Origin of the sequence: Pseudoalteromonas sp. EB27 (genome assembly GCF_001974875.1) — a bacterium.
Classification (GTDB): domain Bacteria; phylum Pseudomonadota; class Gammaproteobacteria; order Enterobacterales; family Alteromonadaceae; genus Pseudoalteromonas.
Genome location: NZ_MTQD01000014.1, coordinates 98,189 through 118,383, shown reverse-complemented (window position 1 = coordinate 118,383; position 20,195 = coordinate 98,189). Strand labels below are relative to the sequence as shown.

The window sequence follows — 20,195 nt, the reverse complement described above, 5'->3', positions numbered from 1 at the left end:
ACCTTTAGTTGTAAAAAATAAAAATAATAACAGGCATAGAGTAGGGAATTAATAAATGTCGGTTTTTTCATTTGATAAAAGTACAGGGTTTGTCTCTTTAGAAAGTCACCCTATTGATAGTGGTTTTCCTGTTACAAGTACTCAGTTAACGCAAATGCTCGAACAATCTGAGTTTAGTGAGTACGAAGCTGTAATTGCTAATATTGGAAAGCTTTTTGCGCCAACTAAAAATTATCAGGAAGTATCGCTTGTCGTTGCTAAAGCTGTAGATGCTTCAATTGTCATTAATATTGATGAAAAAAACATGGTCGCAGAAGCAACATTAACTACCGCTAAAGGTGGCGCACTTTTGTCTATGGAAGGCGCGCAAAAAGCACTTGCTGATGCAGGTATTAAAAAAGGAATAAGTCCTCGTGCGCTTGATACCTTTTTAGGCCAGCAGTTTGAGCAACCAGCAGGAAGCTCTTACAGTGCCATAATTGCACATGGGCGCAATCCTAAAGAAGGCCGCGATGCTAAATTTGTGCGTTTATGCTCAACAGCCCAAGACCGAGTACTCAGCCCACAAGCTAAAGAAGGCGGTAAGGTTGATATGAAAAACCTTGGCGCTATTATCACCGTAAAACCTGGCACTCCCTTAATGCAGCGTATTGCAGCTACCCCTGGAGAAGAAGGCTATACAGTATTTGGCGATTCAATTAGTGCAAAACCAGGTAAAGATCACCAACTCCAGCCGTTCGAAGGTACAAAAGTAGACCCTAATAATCCTAATATGCTTATTGCCGACTGCAAAGGTGTGCCCGTTGCCCTACCCCGTGGTATGCGTGTAGATGATGTTTTATGCTTTGATAACGTAGATGTAAGCACCGGCCACGTTGACTTTGATGGTAGCGTAATTATTACTGGCGATATTAAAGACGGCATGCGTGTAAAAGCCAACGGTGATATTACGGTACTTGGTTTTGTAGAGTCAGGAACTGTTGAAAGTAAAAGTGCGGTAACCATTATGCTTGGCGCAATTGGCCGAAAACGTGAAGGCGAGGAAGCATTTACATGCTCTATAACCTCTCAGCGAACTATTTCGATTGGTTATGCCCAGTACTGCAATATTAAATCCGAACAAGATTTATTTATTGAACGCCAAGCTCTGCATTGTGATTTAAGTGCTAGGCGATTAATACGTGTAGGCAAAGCAAATGACCCGCGAGGTAAAATTATTGGCGGTAATATTTTAGATGCTATGCGCATTGAAACAGGTGAATTAGGCGCGCCAGCCGGTACTAAAACACGCGTATTTTTAGCACAACTCTGGTTTGAGCTTCGCCAAAAGCAAATTCAAATAACTGACTTTGAAAAAATACTTGCGACTAAAGTAACGGCTTTACAACAGGCTCGTGAAAAAGCGAGTAAAATTGCGAGTGCTGCTCAGCGCCAGCAATTCATGAATAAAATAACTGAAAATGAAAAGCATATAAAAATACGCTCTGCGCATATTCATCGTCAAAAACTACTTATTAAGCAAAAAATAGTGCAATTACTTGCCAGTAGTCGTTTAAAAGTAAATGAATTAATGCACCCTGGTGTGGAACTTAAAATAGCGAAAGATTCTAAACAATTTTCGCGTATTTACCCGCCCCACCTAGTTAAGCTAACTGAGGGTAAAATTACTCAGACGTTTTAGTTTCTTCGTCATTTTTTGTTTCAGTGTCAACTTCGGCATCAGCGTCGCCATCATCTAGCGGCGCTAATGGCCAACCACCTAATTGCTGCCAGCGGTTTACTATTAAACAATAAAGCTCGGCTGTACGTTCTGTGTCGTAAAGCGCTGAGTGCGCTTGGCTGTTATCAAACTCGATACCAGCCGCTCTACATGCTTTTGCTAATACAGTTTGCCCTAACGCTAAACCCGCTAAAGATGTTGTATCAAAGCTTACGAAGGGATGAAATGGCGTACGCTTAATGTTATTACGCTCTATTGCTGCATTTAAAAAGCCATGATCGAATGCGGCATTATGCGCCACAATAACTGAGCGTTGGCACCCAGCAGCCTTTTGCGCTTTGCGTACTACTTTACATATTTCTTTAATTACTTCATCTTCAGGTACTGCGCCACGTAATGGTGAAAACGGGTCTATACCATTAAAGTCGATAGCTGCTTGTTCTATATTAGCGCCTTCGAATGGCTGAACATGAAAATGAACTGTATGATCTATGCTGAGCAGTCCTTCGTCATCCATTTTTAAAACAGAGGCTGCTATTTCTAACAAGGCATCTGTTTCTTTGTTAAAACCTGCAGTTTCAACATCAATAACAACAGGAAAAAATCCACGAAAGCGTTTTGCGAAAGGTGTTTGCTCAGTATTTGCCATAGTCTTCTTTGTTTATACGTGTAAGCTGACTATTATGTCAAAATTGATGCCCCCTAGGCTAGGGGATTTAAGTATTTATTGCTTTAAAATTATAGGCACATAACTTGCTTTAACTTATAAGTTAGTTATATAGAGAACAAACTAATCATTGCAGTCGTTAATTTGCCAAATTATTGGCATTCCCGGATAGCTGGAGAGCACCATGAAGTATAAGTTGTTATTTATTAGCCTTAGTATAAGTGCAGTGCTTTGCAGTGCTCACTCGCAAGCTGCTATGCGCCAATACACAGCAACCCAAGACAACTCCAACTGGGAAGTCGTTAAAACAACGCGCTTACAATGCCAGTTAAATCATGAGGTTCCTTATTACGGTGAAGCTATATTTAAAGCTTCTGCAAGTAAAAATAAAAACTTAACATTTAATTTAGATATGGTTGTACGCCCAGATAACTACGCAATTGCAGGTTTAAAAGCAGTGCCACCTACATGGCGTGCAGGATTGCCCGCTCGCGATATTGCAAATATGAAATTACTTAAAAAGTTTGATGGCGAGCTAGGCAATAAAACCGCATGGGAAATGCTTACCGAGCTTGAAAAAGGCTACTACCCTACTTTTTATTATCAAGACTGGCAAAACAGTGCCGATAAAATTGCCGTTGGTATATCGAGCGTAAACTTTAAACAAGCTTACTGGGCTTTTTTACAATGCCGTGATGAGCTACTCCCTTACAGCTTTGAAGATATTTCGTTTACTGTAATGAACTATCAATCTAACAGCAGTAAATTAACTAAATCCTCGCAACAACGTCTTGATAAGATTGCTGAGTATTTAAAAAATGATGCAAGCATAGAGTCCATTAGTATTGACTCATACACCGATAGTTATGGCGGACGCTGGAATAACTTAGATTTATCGCGCAAGCGCGCCAAAACTATAAAAGATTATATGGTGAGCTTGGGTGTTGATGAAACAAAAGTACAAACAACCGGTTTGGGCGAAAAACGCTTTGTTGATAATAACGATAACATTTTAAGCCGAGACAAAAACCGTCGTTTAATTATTCAAATAGAAAAAATGTAGTAAAGCTAATTTGCGCTTACTTTCTTTCGCTTTAAAACTTATCACTAAATTGAAAAAATGTAGTAAAGCTAATTTGTGTTTACTTTCTTTCGCCTTAAAAACTTATCACCAAATTGGAAAAAACCTAGACTAATTAAAATAATAACCGCACCAATTATTAGTTCTTGGCTCAATGACTCATTATTTAGCCAAGCTCCCAAGCCTAACGCAAAGCTAGGGGTGATAAGTGTAGTAAGTGATACCGTGCTTGCATTTAGGTTTTGCAGCACATGAAAATACGCCAAAGCCCCTACTAAAGATCCAAATATTCCTAAATAACCAATAGCCCACAATGATTTTGCACTCCAGTTTTGTATATGCAATTCACCATCTAATAACCACCAAGCAATAAAAAAGAGTGGGGTTACAAAAACCAATGCGCCAAATGTTGTTGCCATAGGATGAATCGCAATTTTCACGCGCTTGATCATCACACCACTTAAACTAAAAAAGCAGACAGCCATAAACACATAAAGTAACCCGAGCCCTTGAGTTTGCGAGCTTTGCACTTGGTTATAACTAACGAAATATAAGCCAATTAAGGCGCACGCTAACGCAACTAATTTAATCGGGCTAAATTTAGGTTCATTTAATAATTGCTGAGCAAGCAACCCTGACAAAATAGGAGCAAGGCCAAACATAAGCGAAATAATACCCGAAGGGACTGTTTTAGCTGCCATATAGCTCAACAACATACCGCCAAAAATACCTATACTCGAATAAAAATAAAGTAAGCATGCATTTTTGCTCCAAGGCACTCTAATATTTGTAATAGCAACAATTAACCCGCCTAAAAATAGCCCCACCAGCATCCGCATTAATACTGCAAGTGTTGGCGATACAGTGTCACTGCTCCACACTATACCCAGTGGTGTAGTAGACCATATAAGAACCATTAAAAAATACGATACTTTAACTGGCACGTGCCATCCCTACGCTTTATATGAATGAATAAAACAAAAAATAAATTATACGCTCACTACTGTGCTTTAGTACTTTTTAAACACTAAAGTCCTTAATAAATACAGTTGTAAATTGTAAGTTACATTTTAATAACGTTCTTTTATTACAAAACTATTTGAGATTTGAGCAACTAGTTATATGGTGCATCAATATTAATAATAATTAAGGTAATTAAGTGCTTAAAAATAAAACAACTGGAAGCATGTTAATTGTTGCAGGCACCACTATTGGTGCGGGTATGTTGGCATTGCCAATTGCATCTGCCGGGCTTGGGTTTAGTACTGCACTTGCATTAATAATTGCTAGCTGGTTACTAATGACCTACACCGCACTACTCATGTTAGAGCTACACCAATATGCACCACGCGATGCTACATTAAATACATTGGCTAAATTATGGCTTGGAAAACGCGGACAATATATTGCGAATTTTTCGATGGTTTTTTTATTTTACGCTTTATGCGCTGCTTATATTGCAGGTGGTGGTGCACAACTCCAAGCGCGTATAAATATAGGCTTTGATGTAGATATAGCCCCACAGTTTGGCTCTGTGATTCTTGCTGTTATTATTGCAAGTGTAGTAACGCTAGGCACTAGCAAGGTAGATAAACTAAATAGAGTGTTATTTACAATAAAAATTATTGTGTTAGCTAGCTTGTTTTACATGCTTACCCCTTATGTGCAAGGTAAGCACTTATTAGAGATGCCTGTGGAGCAAGGGTTAATCCTTTCAGCTATACCGGTTATATTTACTTCGTTTGGCTTTCATGGATCTATCCCCTCTATTGTTAAATATGTTGGTGTTGAAATAAAAGTACTGCGCAAAGTAATGATTGCTGGAGCTGCCCTACCTTTAGTCATTTATATTTTTTGGCAACTACTTAGCCAAGGTATTATGAGTCAAGCTGATTTACTCAACAGCCATGGGCTTAATGGGTTTGTATCTAGCGTGGCAAGCATTGCGCATAACCCAAGTGTGGCAACGGCCGTTAAGTTATTTGCTGATTTAGCACTGGCGACATCATTTTTAGGGGTGAGTTTAGGGTTATTTGATTTTTTTGCTGATGCATTTAAAAAAGGTGACAATAAAACGGATCGAATAAAAACGGCCTTAATTACGTTTATTCCGCCACTTGGCTTTGCGCTATTTTACCCTCAAGGCTTTATTATGGCTTTAGGTTACGCTGCAATAGCACTTGTCGTGCTGGCTATATTTTTGCCTGTAGCAATGGTTTATAAACAGCGTACAACATCAAATAAAACAGGCTATAAAGTAAAAAGTGGGAATGTTGGGCTTGGTATAGCAGCTATATGTGGCATAACTATTATTGCTGCGCAGTTTATGCAAATGGTGGGGCTTATTCCTGCTATTGGTTAAAGTTTTTTGTTTTAATTTAGATAATAAAAAACCGCACATCATCAGGTGTGCGGTTTTTTATATTAACTGCGTTTATTTACAAACGTCAGCAACAGCATTTGAAAAGTATTCAATATTTGAATGACTAACACCTGCAACATTTACGCGGCTAGAGCCAACAATGTAAATGCCGTATTCTTTTTGTAGGCGAGCAATTTGCTCTTTATTAATACCTAAGAAAGAAAACATACCGTTTTGGCGCTCGATAAACGAGAAATCTTGAGCAATATCTTTAGTTGCTAAGCTTTCTTTAATTAAGCTACGTAAGCCATTTATGCGGCTACGCATTTCATCAAGCTCAGAGTGCCATAATTGTGTAAGCTCAGTACTGCTTAAAATAGTATTAACAATGTCAGCACCATGCGCTGGCGGCATTGAGTAAATACTACGTACAACGCTTAGCATTACAGAGTTTGAAATATCTGCTGTTGCGCTGTCTTTTGCAATTAGTGAACATGCACCAATACGCTCGCGGTATAAGCCAAAGTTTTTAGAACATGAAGAACAAATAATTAGCTCTTCTACTGCATCGGCTAAAATACGTAAGCCACGTGCATCTTCTTCAAGTGAAGCACCAAAGCCTTGGTATGCAATATCAACAAGTGGTGTAAAGCCAACTTCTTTTGCAAGTTCGGCAACCGTATTCCACTGTGTTTCATTTAAATCCATACCGCTTGGATTATGACAACATGCATGCACTAAAACCACATCACCTTTAGGCACTTGTTTAAGTGTGTTGATCATTTCATCAAACAGTAAATCTTTATTTTCGTAATCGTAATATGGGTATTCTTTTACTGTTAAGCCTGCAGCTTCAAACAAACTAATGTGGTTAGCCCATGTTGGGTTAGTTACCCAAACAGTCGCGTCTTTATTGCAACGCTTAATAAATTCAGCTGCAACACGAAGTGCACCCGTACCACCAGGAGCTTGTGCAGTACGTACGCGGTTAGCTAGTAATGCTTGGTGTTCACCTAATAGTAACTGCTCCATTTTTTGGCAGTAATCTAAATTACCCGCTAAACCAATGTAAGATTTGCTCATTTCGTTTTCAAGACGAAACGCTTCAGCTTTTTTTACCGCTTTAAGAACCGGTGTATTGCCTTGCTCATCTTTGTAGACACCTACACCTAAATCAATTTTATTAGGGTTCGTATCTTGTTTATAGGCCGCCATAAGGCCAAGAATAGGATCTGTTGGTAATGGTTTTAATACTGAGAACATTGGCTATCTCTTATCGTTATTTAGGGGTTAGCTGTTAAGCTAAGCTTAACATAAAAGCACATCATATTGACTAGCGTTATTTACACTAGAAAGTGAGGAATTTTAATACAACATGCAATTAAAACGGCAAGCGTCTTTTCATCAAAAAAATCATTTTTAAAGGCTTCTGCATCTACAATACCAACACATTCATTTTGTGCATTAAATAAAGGTAGGCAGGTTTCTGATTTAACTTTAGGATCGCATGTGTAGTATTCACCACCTTGTGATAAATACGCTTCAACGTTATTAATAATGCGGCCCTTGTGAGATAGCGCAACCTGTACGTTGTTACTGCCAGCCGCAAATGCTTGCGTTAAAGGAAACAACGGACGACTAGGCGCACCATGATAAGCCAATTTTAATAGTTGCTTACCTTCATGGGTATTAGTTGATTGATAAATACCATACCAATCAACGCCTATTTGCTGCTCAATGTAGCTTACAATACTTTGTAAATTAGCTAGCTTGAACTGTGTTTGCTCATCACTTTTAAGATAGTCAGTTAATTTGAATGGCTCATCTTGTAAGTAACCAAATAAACTACATGCACCGCCCTCGCCAAGCTCAGGTATTTGATACTCCCAACACACATCAGGCAAAGCAGTGTTTGCTAAATGTAGATCAAGCTTTTCAAGCTCTGTTGAAATCAAAGCTGGATTAGCACTAAGTTGTGCTTGTTTTAAGTAAGAAGAAATCACTTGGCCATCCATACATCTAAAGTTTCGAGAATAATAGCATGGATATTTTTACAGAGCTAGCTCAACTTGTAGCACATTTCAACTTGGTTACCACTGGCGTTATAAGTGACTTTTTCGGCTATTTCTTCTAATAAAGACACCCCTCTGCCAAATTCGTTATTAGCCTTTGCCAACTCATCGTGCTTACTACTAAACCCTCGGCCTGAATCACAAATAATAAAATATAAACTGAGCGTGTCGGGGCAATAGCGCATATCAATAATAATCATGGCATCTGTAAGTTTAGCAAGGGCTGCCTCTCTCAACTCGTAATATCGAAAAAAGCCGTCTTCTTGTTTTTTAATTTCTGAATTAAGTCCTAATACACCATGATCAAGCGCGTTGTTATACGCCTCAGACAACAGTAAAAATATATTAGAGCGATGAGTATTTAACCCCTCAACACTGCTTAAAATATTAACGACGTCGTACACTGGATCAGTTTTTTTTATTTGCTCTGAGTTTAAGCTCAAAGATAAATTAAAGGCTAAAGTAGAAAAGGCTTCCCGCTCTTGTTCCTCAGGAATTAAAGGCAGGCAGTTTAGTAAAACAATGCTTAAATCATCTTGCTGTTTAGTGCCATCGGCAAACTTAGTAACGTTAGCAACTATGTCTTCACTACTAATCATCGATTTACTTTTTAAGGTTTGTAAAAATCGCTCTTCCCCAAAAAATATATCCTCTTTGTTTGCCGTTTCTATAATACCGTCGGTTGCTAATACTAGGCGTGTATTACTATTTGTTTCAAAATGAATAACTTCATATTCAAACTCTTGTTCATCTAAAATCCCCAGCGCCATATGCTGCGATTCTAATGTTTGTTTTACATTACCGTCTTTATCTATTAGATACGCATCTGGCAGGCCGCCCATCCATGCAGAAACACTTTTACCTGATGCACTAAGCTCTATAATGGTTGCAGCACAAAACATATGCCCAGGTAGGAGGTTGTACAGTAGTGTATTTAGCTCGCTGGCAATATCGTTAACCGCCATACCTTTTTGTACCATAGTATAAAACACACGAGAAGTTGGTAATGCACCTATAGCCGCAGCTAGGCCGTGACCCGTAAAATCGCCCAACATGCAATACAAATTACCGATAGGACTTTGCGCTACTAAAAACATATCGCCGTTAAACATAGAGGCAGGTGATAAATTAAAATCTAAATACTCTTTAAACTTACCTTGATTTTCTAATGAGTTATTAAAAATATGTTCAATTATTTCGTGTTCACGTTCAATTTGATTATGATGATATTCAAGCAATTTTTTTTGCTGGTTAGCTTTTTTACTCAGCTCTCTGGTGCGAATATGTGCTTTAATTTTTGCATGCAGAATAACTTTTTCAAATGGTTTATGAATAAAGTCATCACCGCCTACCTCGAGGCAGTGCTCAAAACTTGCTTGATCTTCTAAGGAGGTTATAAAAATAATTGGTAAGTAAACTTCACTATACTGCTGCTTTATTTTTTCAGCGGCTTCAAAACCATCCATTACAGGCATTAAAACATCGAGCAAAACAACGTCTATTGGCTCTCTTTTAAGTACATTAAGCGCATCTAGTCCGTTATAAGCCACTGATATTTTATAACCTTCTTGCTCAAGCATTTTACTGAGTAAAATGCGATTGAGCGCCTGATCATCTACAATTAACACATGTATCATTAGCTAATATCAAACTTTTTATCAAAACGTGAAATTTGTAGAATTTTTCTAAGCTGTGGTTGGCAATTGCTTATTTCGATAGTTTTTACTTGGCTATCAATGGTTTTTTTCATGTTAAGTAACATGCCAAGTGCTGAGCTATCCATGTAGTCAGTCTCTCTTAAATCAATAATAACCTTTACAATTTTTTCACTCATTTGAGCATAAGCTTGGCGAAAAGATTGCACTAAATTAAAGTCAAATTTACCTTTGATTTGTATTGTTAATGTAGTGCCATCGACTGATTCATTCTTAGTTAAACTCATATTAAACTCCAATAATATTTCCTTTGAACTAAATATAACCTGTTAAAAGTATTTAGCAAAAAGAAAAACACACAACTTCAAATTTGCTATCATTTACGCCAATATTTAATTAATTTTTATCCATAAAGGTAAGGTATGAGTGATAGTCACTTAGTATATTCAACAAGTACGGGTCGCATTGACCAGCCAAAACCAGAAAAAGAGTTAGAAGCTAAGCTTTTTAAAGATGGCTTTATTCGCATCGAACGTCAAACAAAAGGGCGTAAAGGCAAAGGCGTAATGTTAGTTGTAGGCATTGATCCAAAAGATCACGATTTAAAAAAGTTAGCTAAAACTATAAAAAGCAAAATGGGCCAAGGCGGCGCAGTAAAAGAAGGCATTATTGAAGTGCAAGGTGATGACCGCGATAAACTAAAAGCCATTTTAGAAGCGTTAAAATTTAAAGTTAAAATTGCGGGTGGTTAACCCGCAATTTTATTAACTACTTACTTCGCTATTTGAGAGCTCACTTAACCTTTCATACAATTTTGGTAGTTCGTGCTCCGCAATGGGTTTACTAAAATAATAGCCTTGTACAATGAAGCAATTATTATTTTGTAGAAACTGCATCTGCTCTATTGTCTCAACTCCTTCGGCAACCACGTCTAGCTTTAACTTTTGCGCCATGGCAATAATAGCTGCAGTGATTTCCATATCATTTGTATCCTCAGGGATATCTTTTACAAATGAACGGTCAATTTTCAATATATCAACCGGGAATCGTTTTAAGTAACTGAGCGACGAATAACCAGTACCAAAATCATCAATAGAAATAGATATACCTAAAGCTTTAAGCTCGTGAAGTTGTGTAATTGCAGCTTCTACATTTCCCATTAGCATACTTTCGGTAAGCTCTAAATGAAGGCGCTTAGCCGAAACACCCGTCCTAATTATCATTTTACTCAGTGTTGAGACTAAGCTTGAGTCTTTGAACTGGCGAGCCGATAAGTTTATCGATATATTATTTTCTAAGCCTTGCTTTGTTAATCTTACGGCAAAATCACAAGACTCTTGAAGCACCCATTCGCCTAATTCAACTATAAGGCCTGTCGCTTCTGCAATAGGAATAAATTTATCTGGAGGGATTGCGCCTTCAGTTGGGTGGAACCATCTTAATAACGCTTCATAACCAACTACCTGATGAGTACGACTATCAACTTGAGGTTGGTAGTAAACTACAAACTGTTTTTCTTTTAGTCCTATACGTAGCTCATTTTCAATAAATAAACGCTCATTAGCAGCTGCGTTCAATTCCTGGCTATAAAAGTGGAATGTATTACGCCCTTTTGCTTTTGCCTCATACATAGCTAAGTCAGCATGTTTTAATAACTGATCCTCTTCTAGGCTATCGTACGGAGCCATTGTAATACCAATACTCGCGCTCACAATAACTTCATTGCTACCTAGTTTAATAGGTACATTTAGCGTTTTTTGAATTGTATTGGCAACATCAGTCGCGTGAGCTTGGCTTTCTATACCACTGAGCAACACTGCAAATTCATCACCACCTAGGCGTGCTATGGTGTCCTCGGCTCGTAAACGTTTTTTAAGTCTGTTTGCCACTTCAATTAATAATTGATCGCCTGCATCGTGGCCTAATGTATCGTTAATACGTTTAAATTCGTCTAAATCAAAGTAAAACAATGCAAACGCATAGTGCCCACGTTCAGCTAATGCCATTGATTTGCGTAATTGCATTCTAAAGAACGTTCTGTTGGCAAGACCAGTAAGGGTGTCAAAGTAAGCAAGTTGCTCCATTTTACGCTGGCTTTCTTTTACAAACGAAATGTCTTGTGCTGATGCTACATAACTGGTTATTTCACCGCCCTCTTCACGAATTGGTGAAACACTTAAAGACACCCAAATTGGCTCTTTATTCAAGCCTTGGATTAATGTATCACCGCGCCAATAATTACGGCTGCGTAAATCTATGTCTATGTCTTCAACTAAAATAGACATCTCTGAGGCAATAATATTCAGTAATGGCGCTCTGTTGAAATGGCTTTCTGGGTAGCCTGTCATTTCGAGCATTTTTGGATTTACGTATTCAATTACAAAACTCTCGTCGGTGATCACAACGCCAGTGCCCGAGAATGCTACCGCTTTAGATAAACGGTTAGCTGCTTTTTCAGCAATTTCTTTTTCTGTAATTCTCTGGTTTAAGCCATCGATAAGTTTGCGAATTTCTACCGTCATGTCTCTAAATGAGCCATTAAGCGTGCCAATCTCATCTTTGTTTTCTGGTGGAAATTCTGTAGTTAATTGACCTTTGCCAAAACTTGTAACTGCATAAACCAAAGTATGTAAACGGCGAAGGACTAGTTGATAAAGCGCTTGATGCAGCAATAAGGCAACTAATATTGCGTATAAAATAAAGAGACCAAAAAACTTCAGTTTTAAATCTTGTAATGCAGATAACGTAGAGGAACGCTTTTTATATACCCCTATGTACCAATCTAAGTCATCAATCTTACGAATATTGATAATATGAGCTTCGTCATTTTTTTCAAATGAATTTGCGTATTCAGGTAACTTCACTGCAATAACATCGTCAATAATCGACTGCAGCGCTGGGTTTACAAATTCGTTAGTAGCGAGTGCTTTATTATCACTACCATAGTCAGCTAGTAAGGTCGGATTTAAGTCTGGGTGTGCCAACAATTGCCCTTTGCTATCAAACACAAGTAGGTGTTTTTCTTTATCACCAACAGGTAAAAACGAAATAAGTTTGTTGAGGGAAATATCGCTCCCCGTCACACCTAAAAACTCATTATCAACATAAACAGGTACTAGTAGGCTAATAACCCACTTGCGCCATACTGTATCGTAGTAGACTTTTGACCATGCAGGCTCTCTTACTGTTTCAAGCGTGCTCTTAATCGATTTATAAGTTGAGCCATTCGTCGCTCTAAAACCAGCTGGTGCGTTCAGTGCCCAGTTTGGAGGAGAAACACGAATAAAATCATCATCTGTAATGAGATAAAAGTTAAAAAAGTCGTGCACCAGTGTAGGAGATATTATACGCCACAGCATCTCAGAATCATTAAATAGGCGTTTATAAAAAGGAGAGTAATTTTGCTGCGGTAAAAATGCTGCTGATAAGCCATCAGCCGAGGCACTTCGAATCGTACCGTCGCTATTAAACTGTAACTGTGATTTGTTGCTTAAGTTAATTGGTGAATTGGGTTGGAAAAGTTGCTGTGTCACTACGTTATTAGCTTGCTGCGCAATATTTATTTTTGTTTTAATGCGCTCATTAAATTGCTTCACTAATAAGTCTGTCGAGCTTTTTAAAATCTCATGTTCTTCAAAAACAAGTTGTTTCTCTTCAGATTTAAGCATTAAGGCAGCCGCACACACCCCTGCTATTAGGCAAATAGCGGATATGAGTAGCGATAGTTTTACACTTAAAGAATTCAATCCAAAACGCGATGGAGGGCGTCTGTAAACCACGGGTCAACCTTAATTATTAATAATTGTTATTATTTGAACCAGTTAACGAAATATACCAGATCCAGTTTCATATTTATAAATTATTTGTAAACTTTCTATAAAAACTAATATAGAGGAATAAATAGTACCCTAAGCTTATTTAGATCTTTATTGACATTGTTAGCAACTCTCCATACATTAACCGCATGAAAATATTTATCTCTCGCACTTTTTTTTCGTTTTTTAGCTTCTTTATATAGGAGAGGCTTCCCTGTTTGTGAGATAAAATCAATCGAATAGTAAAGCCTCCCAACCGGGAGGCTTTTTTGTTTTTGCTGTGTAATAACAGCTTACTTTTGGAATGAGGATACCAAAATGACAAATGATGTTTTAAATACCCTAAGACACGATATAAATGAAATAGACTCTGATTTACTCGTGTTATTAGCTAAACGCCGCCGCATTAGCCATGGTGTGGTTGAGTACAAAATTGCTAACAACAAACCAATTCGCGATGAAGCTCGCGAACTAGCACTTTTAGAAAAACTGATTGGTTATGGTAAATCACTAGGTTTAGATGCTTACTACGTAAATAATGTTTTCCAAACTATTTTGGAAGACTCTGTTTTACACCAACAAGCAATGTTACAAAAAAATCTGAATCCAGATGCCCTCAGTGAAACACACCGTGTCACTTACTTAGGTGGTCAGGGTTCTTATAGCCAACTAGCATGTCATAAATATTTTAGCCGCCGCCCGGGTAAATTAGTTGAAATTGGCTGTACATCGTTTGATGAAATAACAGGTAAAGTAGAAAACGGCCAAGCTGACTTTGGCTTGTTACCCATTGAAAACACAAGCTCTGGTAGTATTAACGAGGTGTTTGACTTATTACAGCACGCACAAGTATCAATTGTTGGTGAGGTAACTCACAGTGTAGAGCATTGTTTACTAGCAAATCCAGAAACAGAACTTAGCCAACTAACAAAAATATTTGCACACCCACAACCATTTGCGCAGTGCAGCCGTTTTTTACAGGGCTTAGGTGACTTACAACATGAAACATGTGACTCAACATCAAGCGCACTACAATCGGCATTAAGCACACCAAATAGTGCAGCAATTGGCTCTGCACAAGCGGGGAAAAACGTAGGGCTTGAGGTTATTAAATCAAACCTAGCTAATCAAAGCGAAAACCATAGCCGCTTTATTGTTGTTGCACGTAAGCCTCTACAAGTATCTAACCAAATTCCAACTAAAACTAGTTTGATCATGTCGACAAAACAGCAAGCGGGCTCACTAGCCGATGCGCTAATGATTTTTAAACAGCACAAGATTAATTTAGTAAAACTTGAATCTCGCCCTACTCCGGGTAATCCGTGGGAAGAAGTTTTTTATGTTGACCTAGAAGCAAACTTAGCCGAAAGCCAAGTAAAAGAAGCGCTAGAAGAGCTTAAAGAGCACACCCAATATGTACGTATTTTAGGATGCTACCAAAGCGAGTCATTGCAGGCCGTAAGCGTTAATACTTAATAAGCAATTTTACAAATCAAAAAGGGCCAATATTGGCCCTTTTTAGTTAACCAGTACCAATCTGTATAAGTATTTGAGTAATTTAACGAATTAAGTCCCCATACTTAAGCAAACGGTATAACAAATATTAATCTAAAACTTTTGAATCATTCGCTTTATTTAATAAGCTTCGACTTTGCGTTAAAAAGTGTTCTGTAGAGTCAGAAAAGTAAACTTTAGCTTCAGCAAAAGAATCAATAAGCGCGGCTTTATCTCCCGCTTTTAATTTAGCTAATGTACTTGCAAAGGTATCTTGGTACTGTGCAAGTAGGTTCTCTACATCATCAAATTGTGCGAGCATAATATCTGAGTACAGCTCAGGCGACTGTGCAAACAAACGCCCGACCATCATCAACTCTAATTGATATATAGGTGACGAGCAACTGCGCAACTCTTCTAGCGTATGACTTTGTTTTGCTAAAAACTGTCCGTACACAAATGTCGTTAAATGGCGCATTACTTGAATAATTTGCATTGCTTCATCATGTTTTTTAGCATCAAGCTCAACAAGCTGGCAACCCCATACTTGTAACTGCTGTAATAAACCTTTTGCCGCTTGGTGCTCTCGCCCTTCACATACAACAACTGTTTGCTTTACCCAATGTGATATATCGGGCCCAAACATTGGATGTAAACCAACCACAGGGCCACTGTGCGCAGCTTTTAATGCTTTAATAGGCGATTGCTTTACCGATGTAATATCTACAAGTAAACAGTCTTCATCTAGTTTAGGTAACTTAGCAACGACAGCGTCTAATGCATTAATAGGTACGCTAATCATTACCAGCTTGGCACCTTTTAAAATACTTTTAGCATCGTTTTGCTGATCTTTATCTAAAATTTTAACTTCGTAACCTGAGCGAATAAACTGCTGTGCAAATAACTGCCCCATGGCACCTTGACCACCCACAATTACAATTGGCGAAAGCTCTGGCGCTGCGCATGCAAGTTTCGCTTGTTGGTTTTGATAGGCTTCTCGCATCATACGTCTTAGTATATCTTCAACGAGATCTGGGCTTACATTTTGATTTATTGCTTCTTGTCGTCTTGCCGCTAATAGCTCTGCTTCACGGACAGGTGCATGTAAAGGCGCGCCTGTTTGTTGTTTTATCTCACCAATTTTTTGCGTAATACCATTACGTTTAGCGAGTAAGGCAACAAGTTGTGCATCGCATTCATCTATACCTTCTCTTAGCTGTGCTAAATCACTTATGTCAGCCACGTTCGTCCCACCTTAAAAAACCAAATAACGTAAATATAAATTTACATAAAAGTAAACTAATCAATACGATAAATACTAACAGGATCAGCTAACTGAGAAAAGGTTAAAGCGGAAATTTTACTAATGAGGAATTGAGAATTGAGAATTGAGAATTGAGAATTGAGAAGATAATATTCTAAAACCAAAACGGGTTGCAACCCGAAGGATGCAACCCGTTTTTTTGCGTTGATAAACAGCGCGTATTAGTTAAGTTTTTCTCTAATACGTGCAGATTTACCAGAACGCTCACGTAGATAGTAAAGCTTAGCACGGCGAACTGCACCGCGACGCTTAACTGTTACGCTATCAATAAGAGGGCTGTGCGTTTGGAATACACGCTCAACGCCTTCACCGTTCGAGATTTTACGAACTGTGAATGCTGAGTGAAGACCACGATTACGCTTAGCGATTACAACACCTTCAAAGGCCTGTAGACGCTCTTTAGCACCTTCTTTTACTTTTACCTGTACAACCACTGTATCACCAGGGCCAAATGCAGGTACGTCTGTTTTAAGCTGCTCATCTTCAAGCGCTTTAATAATATTTTGGTTTACTTTTGCCATTATGTTTCTCACTTTCCTAGGTGTAACTGTCTTCTAGCCACAAGCTTTTTGGTACTCTTGCTGAAATTTCGCGAGTAATACCGCTTGCTCCTCAGTCAGAGCTAGGTTATGCAACAAGTCAGGACGTCGTAACCAAGTTCTGCCTAATGACTGCATAAGCCGCCATTTTGCTATCTCTTGGTGGTTGCCACTGAGTAATACAGCAGGAACCTGTTTGTCGTCCAATGTTTCTGGTCGTGTATAGTGTGGACAATCTAACAAGCCATCCGAAAATGAATCTTGTTCCGCTGACTGGTTATGACCTAACACACCTGGCACTAATCGCGCTACTGCGTCAATTAATGTCATGGCAGGTAGTTCGCCACCACTCAAAATAAAATCACCAATTGACCATTCTTCGTCAACATATGATTCTATTATTCTCTCATCTATACCTTCATAGCGACCGGCAATCAAAATCAGTTTTTTAGAGTTAGCGAGTTCGCTAGCACCTTGCTGATCAAGTTTGCGCCCTTGCGGGGACATATAAATTACTTTAGCACCATCACCAGCTGCTTTTTTAGCTTCGGCAATCGCTTTTTTTAATGGCTCAACCATCATTAACATACCAGGTCCGCCCCCGTAAGGACGGTCATCTACGGTTCTATGCTTATCTAAAGCGTAGTCTCGCGGATTCCAGCAGTTAAAATCAATTAAGCCATTTTTTACTGCGCGACCGGTAACACCTTGGTCTGTAATAGCGTCAAACATGTCTGGAAAAAGGCTTATCACCCCTACCCATAATGAACTAGTTTGCGTCATTAAAAACCAGGATCCCAGTCTACGGTAATTTCTCTTGCGTCGTATTTAACTTCTTTAATAACTGAATCAGTTAAAAAAGGAATCAAACGCTCAGCTTGACCAAATGCGTCTTTACTGTTTGCTTTAACAACCAGTACGTCATTTGATCCTGTCTCCATCAGGTCATCAACAATGCCTAAGCTATAACCTTTATCGGTTACAACAGACATGCCAATGAGATCTCGCCAATAGAACTCACCTTGCGGGAGTTCTGGTAAATGCGCTGCATCCATTGAGATTTCAGCATGGGTATAAGCCATTGCTTCGTCTCGGTCGTTTACCTGCGCAAATTTAGCGATAAAGCCTTTGTTGTGGCGACGCCAGTCGACCACTTCTAAGGACTGCCATTTACCTTGCTGCCCTATCAACCACGGGCTGAAATCGAAGATCCCTACGGGATCATCAGTAAATGAATGTACCTTAAGCCAGCCCTTTATACCATATGGGGCACCGAGCTTTCCTACGACAATTATTGATGAGGTGTTCTCTTGACTCATGGTTACACTTACGCCTATTAAGCCGCTTTACGAGCGTCTTTTACTAACTTAGCTACGCGATCTGAAAGAGATGCGCCCTGACCTACCCAGTGTTCAACACGTGGTAAATCTAAACGAATTTTTTCTTCTTGACCTGAAGCAATTGGGTTAAAAAAGCCTACTTTCTCGATGAAGCGACCGTCACGCGAGAAACGGCTATCCGCAACCACAATTTGATAGAAAGGGCGTTTTTTAGCGCCACCACGTTGCAAACGAATAGTTACCATACCGTCCTCTATAAAGATTGACTGTTTTCATTAATAAGATTTACTCCCCAGAATGGGGAGCTGGGGAATTGTACGAGTTTTTGGCAATAACGCAAGTAAGAAGTGAACCAAAAAGGCAGTTTAGTAGGTTAAACCGTGATCTCAACGACAAATAAGAGTTAAAGGTGTATTACATGCATAATTTATTCAACAAAAAAGGAGCTATTTGCTCCTTTAAATATGATTCGCTATTATTTTAAAAAGTAACTTAATGGTACTTTTTAAAATTTAGGACCGCCGCCGCCCATCATTCCAGGTGGTAACATGCCTTTCATACCGCGCATCATTTTAGTCATGCCGCCTTTACCTTTCATTTTTTTCATCATTTTTTGCATTTGCGTAAACTGCTTAAGCAACTTATTGATCTCTTGTACTTGCGTACCTGAGCCTGCTGCGATGCGTTTTTTACGCGAACCTTTAATGATTTCTGGGCGTGCGCGCTCTTTTTTAGTCATAGAGCTAATAATAGCTTCCATTTGGATAAATGTTTTATCACCCATTTGACCTTTAACAGCATCTGGTAAGTTAGACATACCAGGGAGCTTATCAAGCATTGACATCATGCCACCCATATTCTTCATTTGCTTTAATTGATCAGCAAAGTCGTCAAGGGTAAAACCTGCGCCTTTAAATACTTTTTCAGCAACTCGAGCAGCTTGCTCTTTGTCGACTTTCATTTCGACTTCTTCGATTAATGAAAGTACGTCACCCATGCCTAAAATACGTGACGCTATGCGGTCTGGGTGGAAAGGTTCAAGTGCGTCAGTGCGCTCACCCACACCCATAAACTTAATAGGCTTGCCAGTAATATGACGAATCGATAAAGCTGCGCCACCACGTGCATCACCATCGGTTTTTGTTAATATAACACCGGTAAGTGGTAATGCTTCGTCGAATGCTTTAGCTGTATTCGCCGCATCTTGACCTGTCATTGCATCAACAACGAACAAGGTTTCAATTGGATTGATTGCTTTATGAAGATCTTTAATTTCATCCATCATGTTGCTATCAACATGTAGACGACCTGCAGTATCAACAAGTACTACATCTATAAATTTCTTTTTAGCATGTGAAATTGCAGCGGTTGCAATATCAACTGGTTTTTGCGAAATATCACTTGGGAAAAAATCAACATCAACTTCTGCTGCAAGCGTTTCTAGCTGTTTAATAGCCGCAGGACGATAAACATCGGCACTTACTACAAGTACTGATTTCTTTTTTCGCTCTTTTAAAAACTTAGCAAGCTTAGCTACACTGGTGGTTTTACCCGCACCTTGTAGACCCGCTACCATTACAACGGCTGGCGGTTGCGCATTTAGACTTAGCTCTTCATTAGCCTCACCCATTGCTTTTTCTAGTTCTTCACGCACTATTTTTATAAATACTTGGCCCGGGCTTAAGCTTTTTGTAACTTCAACCCCAACTGCACGTTCTTTAACTTGTTTTACAAACTCGCGAACAACAGGCAATGCCACATCGGCTTCTAAAAATGCCATACGCACTTCGCGAAGTGTGTCTTTTATGTTGTCTTCCGTCAGACGGCCACGGCCACTGATATTTTTTAAGGTTTTACCTAATCGTTCTTGGAGGTTCTCAAACATGTAACGGTTCCGATAAGACGTTTATATCAATCCATTTAAATTTTACGGTTAATTTGATTCTTCAATTAACCTAGATTGACTTATTAAGTTTCAATTAAAAGTAGTATACCGTATATGGCGCCTTACAATATAGTGTTCAAGTGCACCTTGTTGAGTTTCTTTTTTTAAGGTCTATGCATTTGCTTTGCTATAAAATACAATGGCTATATAACAACAAGGATTATTTTGTCTCAAATTAAGT

The 20,195-nt window shown here is 38.8% G+C and carries 18 protein-coding genes; 5 read left to right on the top strand and 13 right to left on the bottom strand.

Annotated features, from left to right (window positions below):
• Positions 1-55 precede the first annotated feature (55 nt).
• Positions 56-1,681, top strand: a complete 1,626-nt coding sequence (locus tag BW142_RS15890; RefSeq protein WP_076925479.1) for a FapA family protein — start codon at positions 56-58, stop codon at positions 1,679-1,681.
• Here the strand turns inward: BW142_RS15890 and rnt are convergent.
• Positions 1,665-2,369: a ribonuclease T gene (rnt, locus tag BW142_RS15885; protein WP_024598424.1), complete on the bottom strand. Its 705-nt coding sequence runs from the start codon at positions 2,367-2,369 to the stop codon at positions 1,665-1,667. The genes BW142_RS15890 and rnt overlap by 17 nt on opposite strands.
• A gap of 202 nt (positions 2,370-2,571) precedes the next feature.
• Here rnt and BW142_RS15880 point away from each other — a divergent pair, with 202 nt between their 5' ends.
• Positions 2,572-3,450, top strand: a complete 879-nt coding sequence (locus tag BW142_RS15880) for an OmpA family protein (protein ID WP_076925478.1) — start codon at positions 2,572-2,574, stop codon at positions 3,448-3,450.
• A gap of 68 nt (positions 3,451-3,518) precedes the next feature.
• On the opposite strand, the gene BW142_RS15875 is transcribed toward BW142_RS15880, so the two are convergent.
• Complete coding sequence (locus BW142_RS15875) at positions 3,519-4,412, bottom strand: DMT family transporter (protein WP_076925477.1); 894 nt, start codon at positions 4,410-4,412, stop codon at positions 3,519-3,521.
• A gap of 215 nt (positions 4,413-4,627) precedes the next feature.
• Here BW142_RS15875 and BW142_RS15870 point away from each other — a divergent pair, with 215 nt between their 5' ends.
• A complete protein-coding gene (locus BW142_RS15870) occupies positions 4,628-5,830 on the top strand; it encodes an aromatic amino acid transport family protein (RefSeq protein WP_076925476.1) in 1,203 nt (400 codons plus the stop codon).
• A gap of 72 nt (positions 5,831-5,902) precedes the next feature.
• On the opposite strand, the gene BW142_RS15865 is transcribed toward BW142_RS15870, so the two are convergent.
• The 4 genes from BW142_RS15865 to BW142_RS15850 form a co-directional block, all read right to left on the bottom strand.
• On the bottom strand, positions 5,903-7,093 hold the full coding sequence (locus BW142_RS15865; RefSeq protein WP_024598427.1) for an amino acid aminotransferase: 1,191 nt from the start codon (positions 7,091-7,093) through the stop codon (positions 5,903-5,905).
• An 80-nt stretch (positions 7,094-7,173) separates the two neighbouring features.
• Entirely contained in the window at positions 7,174-7,833 is a 660-nt protein-coding gene (locus BW142_RS15860) for a GAF domain-containing protein (protein ID WP_076925514.1), read from the bottom strand.
• A 56-nt stretch (positions 7,834-7,889) separates the two neighbouring features.
• Positions 7,890-9,539 (bottom strand): SpoIIE family protein phosphatase, encoded by a 1,650-nt coding sequence (locus BW142_RS15855; RefSeq protein WP_076925475.1) that lies wholly within the window; start codon positions 9,537-9,539, stop codon positions 7,890-7,892.
• Positions 9,539-9,844 (bottom strand): STAS domain-containing protein, encoded by a 306-nt coding sequence (locus BW142_RS15850; protein ID WP_024598430.1) that lies wholly within the window; start codon positions 9,842-9,844, stop codon positions 9,539-9,541. The genes BW142_RS15855 and BW142_RS15850 overlap by 1 nt, the downstream gene beginning before the upstream one ends.
• A 135-nt stretch (positions 9,845-9,979) precedes the next feature.
• Here BW142_RS15850 and BW142_RS15845 point away from each other — a divergent pair, with 135 nt between their 5' ends.
• A complete protein-coding gene (locus tag BW142_RS15845; protein WP_007581414.1) occupies positions 9,980-10,309 on the top strand; it encodes a translation initiation factor in 330 nt (109 codons plus the stop codon).
• 12 nt (positions 10,310-10,321) lie between these two features.
• Here the strand turns inward: BW142_RS15845 and BW142_RS15840 are convergent, their stop codons facing one another.
• Positions 10,322-13,336, bottom strand: a complete 3,015-nt coding sequence (locus BW142_RS15840; protein ID WP_076925474.1) for an EAL domain-containing protein — start codon at positions 13,334-13,336, stop codon at positions 10,322-10,324.
• Between the two features lie 354 nt (positions 13,337-13,690).
• On the opposite strand from BW142_RS15840, the gene BW142_RS15835 reads away from it, so the two are divergent.
• On the top strand, positions 13,691-14,848 hold the full coding sequence (locus tag BW142_RS15835) for a chorismate mutase (RefSeq protein WP_076925473.1): 1,158 nt from the start codon (positions 13,691-13,693) through the stop codon (positions 14,846-14,848).
• A gap of 127 nt (positions 14,849-14,975) precedes the next feature.
• Here BW142_RS15835 and tyrA read toward each other — a convergent pair whose 3' ends face one another.
• From tyrA to ffh, 6 genes are all read right to left on the bottom strand, one after another.
• Positions 14,976-16,109: a bifunctional chorismate mutase/prephenate dehydrogenase gene (tyrA, locus tag BW142_RS15830; RefSeq protein WP_024598433.1), complete on the bottom strand. Its 1,134-nt coding sequence runs from the start codon at positions 16,107-16,109 to the stop codon at positions 14,976-14,978.
• Between the two features lie 242 nt (positions 16,110-16,351).
• Entirely contained in the window at positions 16,352-16,711 is a 360-nt protein-coding gene (gene rplS, locus BW142_RS15825) for a 50S ribosomal protein L19 (RefSeq protein WP_007581406.1), read from the bottom strand.
• A gap of 33 nt (positions 16,712-16,744) precedes the next feature.
• Positions 16,745-17,512, bottom strand: coding sequence for a tRNA (guanosine(37)-N1)-methyltransferase TrmD (gene trmD, locus BW142_RS15820; RefSeq protein WP_007581405.1), 768 nt, complete (start codon positions 17,510-17,512; stop codon positions 16,745-16,747).
• Positions 17,512-18,048, bottom strand: a complete 537-nt coding sequence (gene rimM / locus BW142_RS15815) for a ribosome maturation factor RimM (RefSeq protein WP_010554631.1) — start codon at positions 18,046-18,048, stop codon at positions 17,512-17,514. Before rimM ends, trmD begins: the two co-directional genes overlap by 1 nt.
• A gap of 17 nt (positions 18,049-18,065) precedes the next feature.
• The gene (gene rpsP, locus BW142_RS15810; protein WP_002962192.1) at positions 18,066-18,314 is read right to left on the bottom strand and encodes a 30S ribosomal protein S16; all 249 of its coding nucleotides are present in this window, start codon (positions 18,312-18,314) and stop codon (positions 18,066-18,068) included.
• Positions 18,315-18,574: 260 nt separating this feature from the next.
• Entirely contained in the window at positions 18,575-19,954 is a 1,380-nt protein-coding gene (gene ffh, locus BW142_RS15805) for a signal recognition particle protein (RefSeq protein WP_076925472.1), read from the bottom strand.
• Between the last annotated feature and the right edge of the window lie 241 nt (positions 19,955-20,195).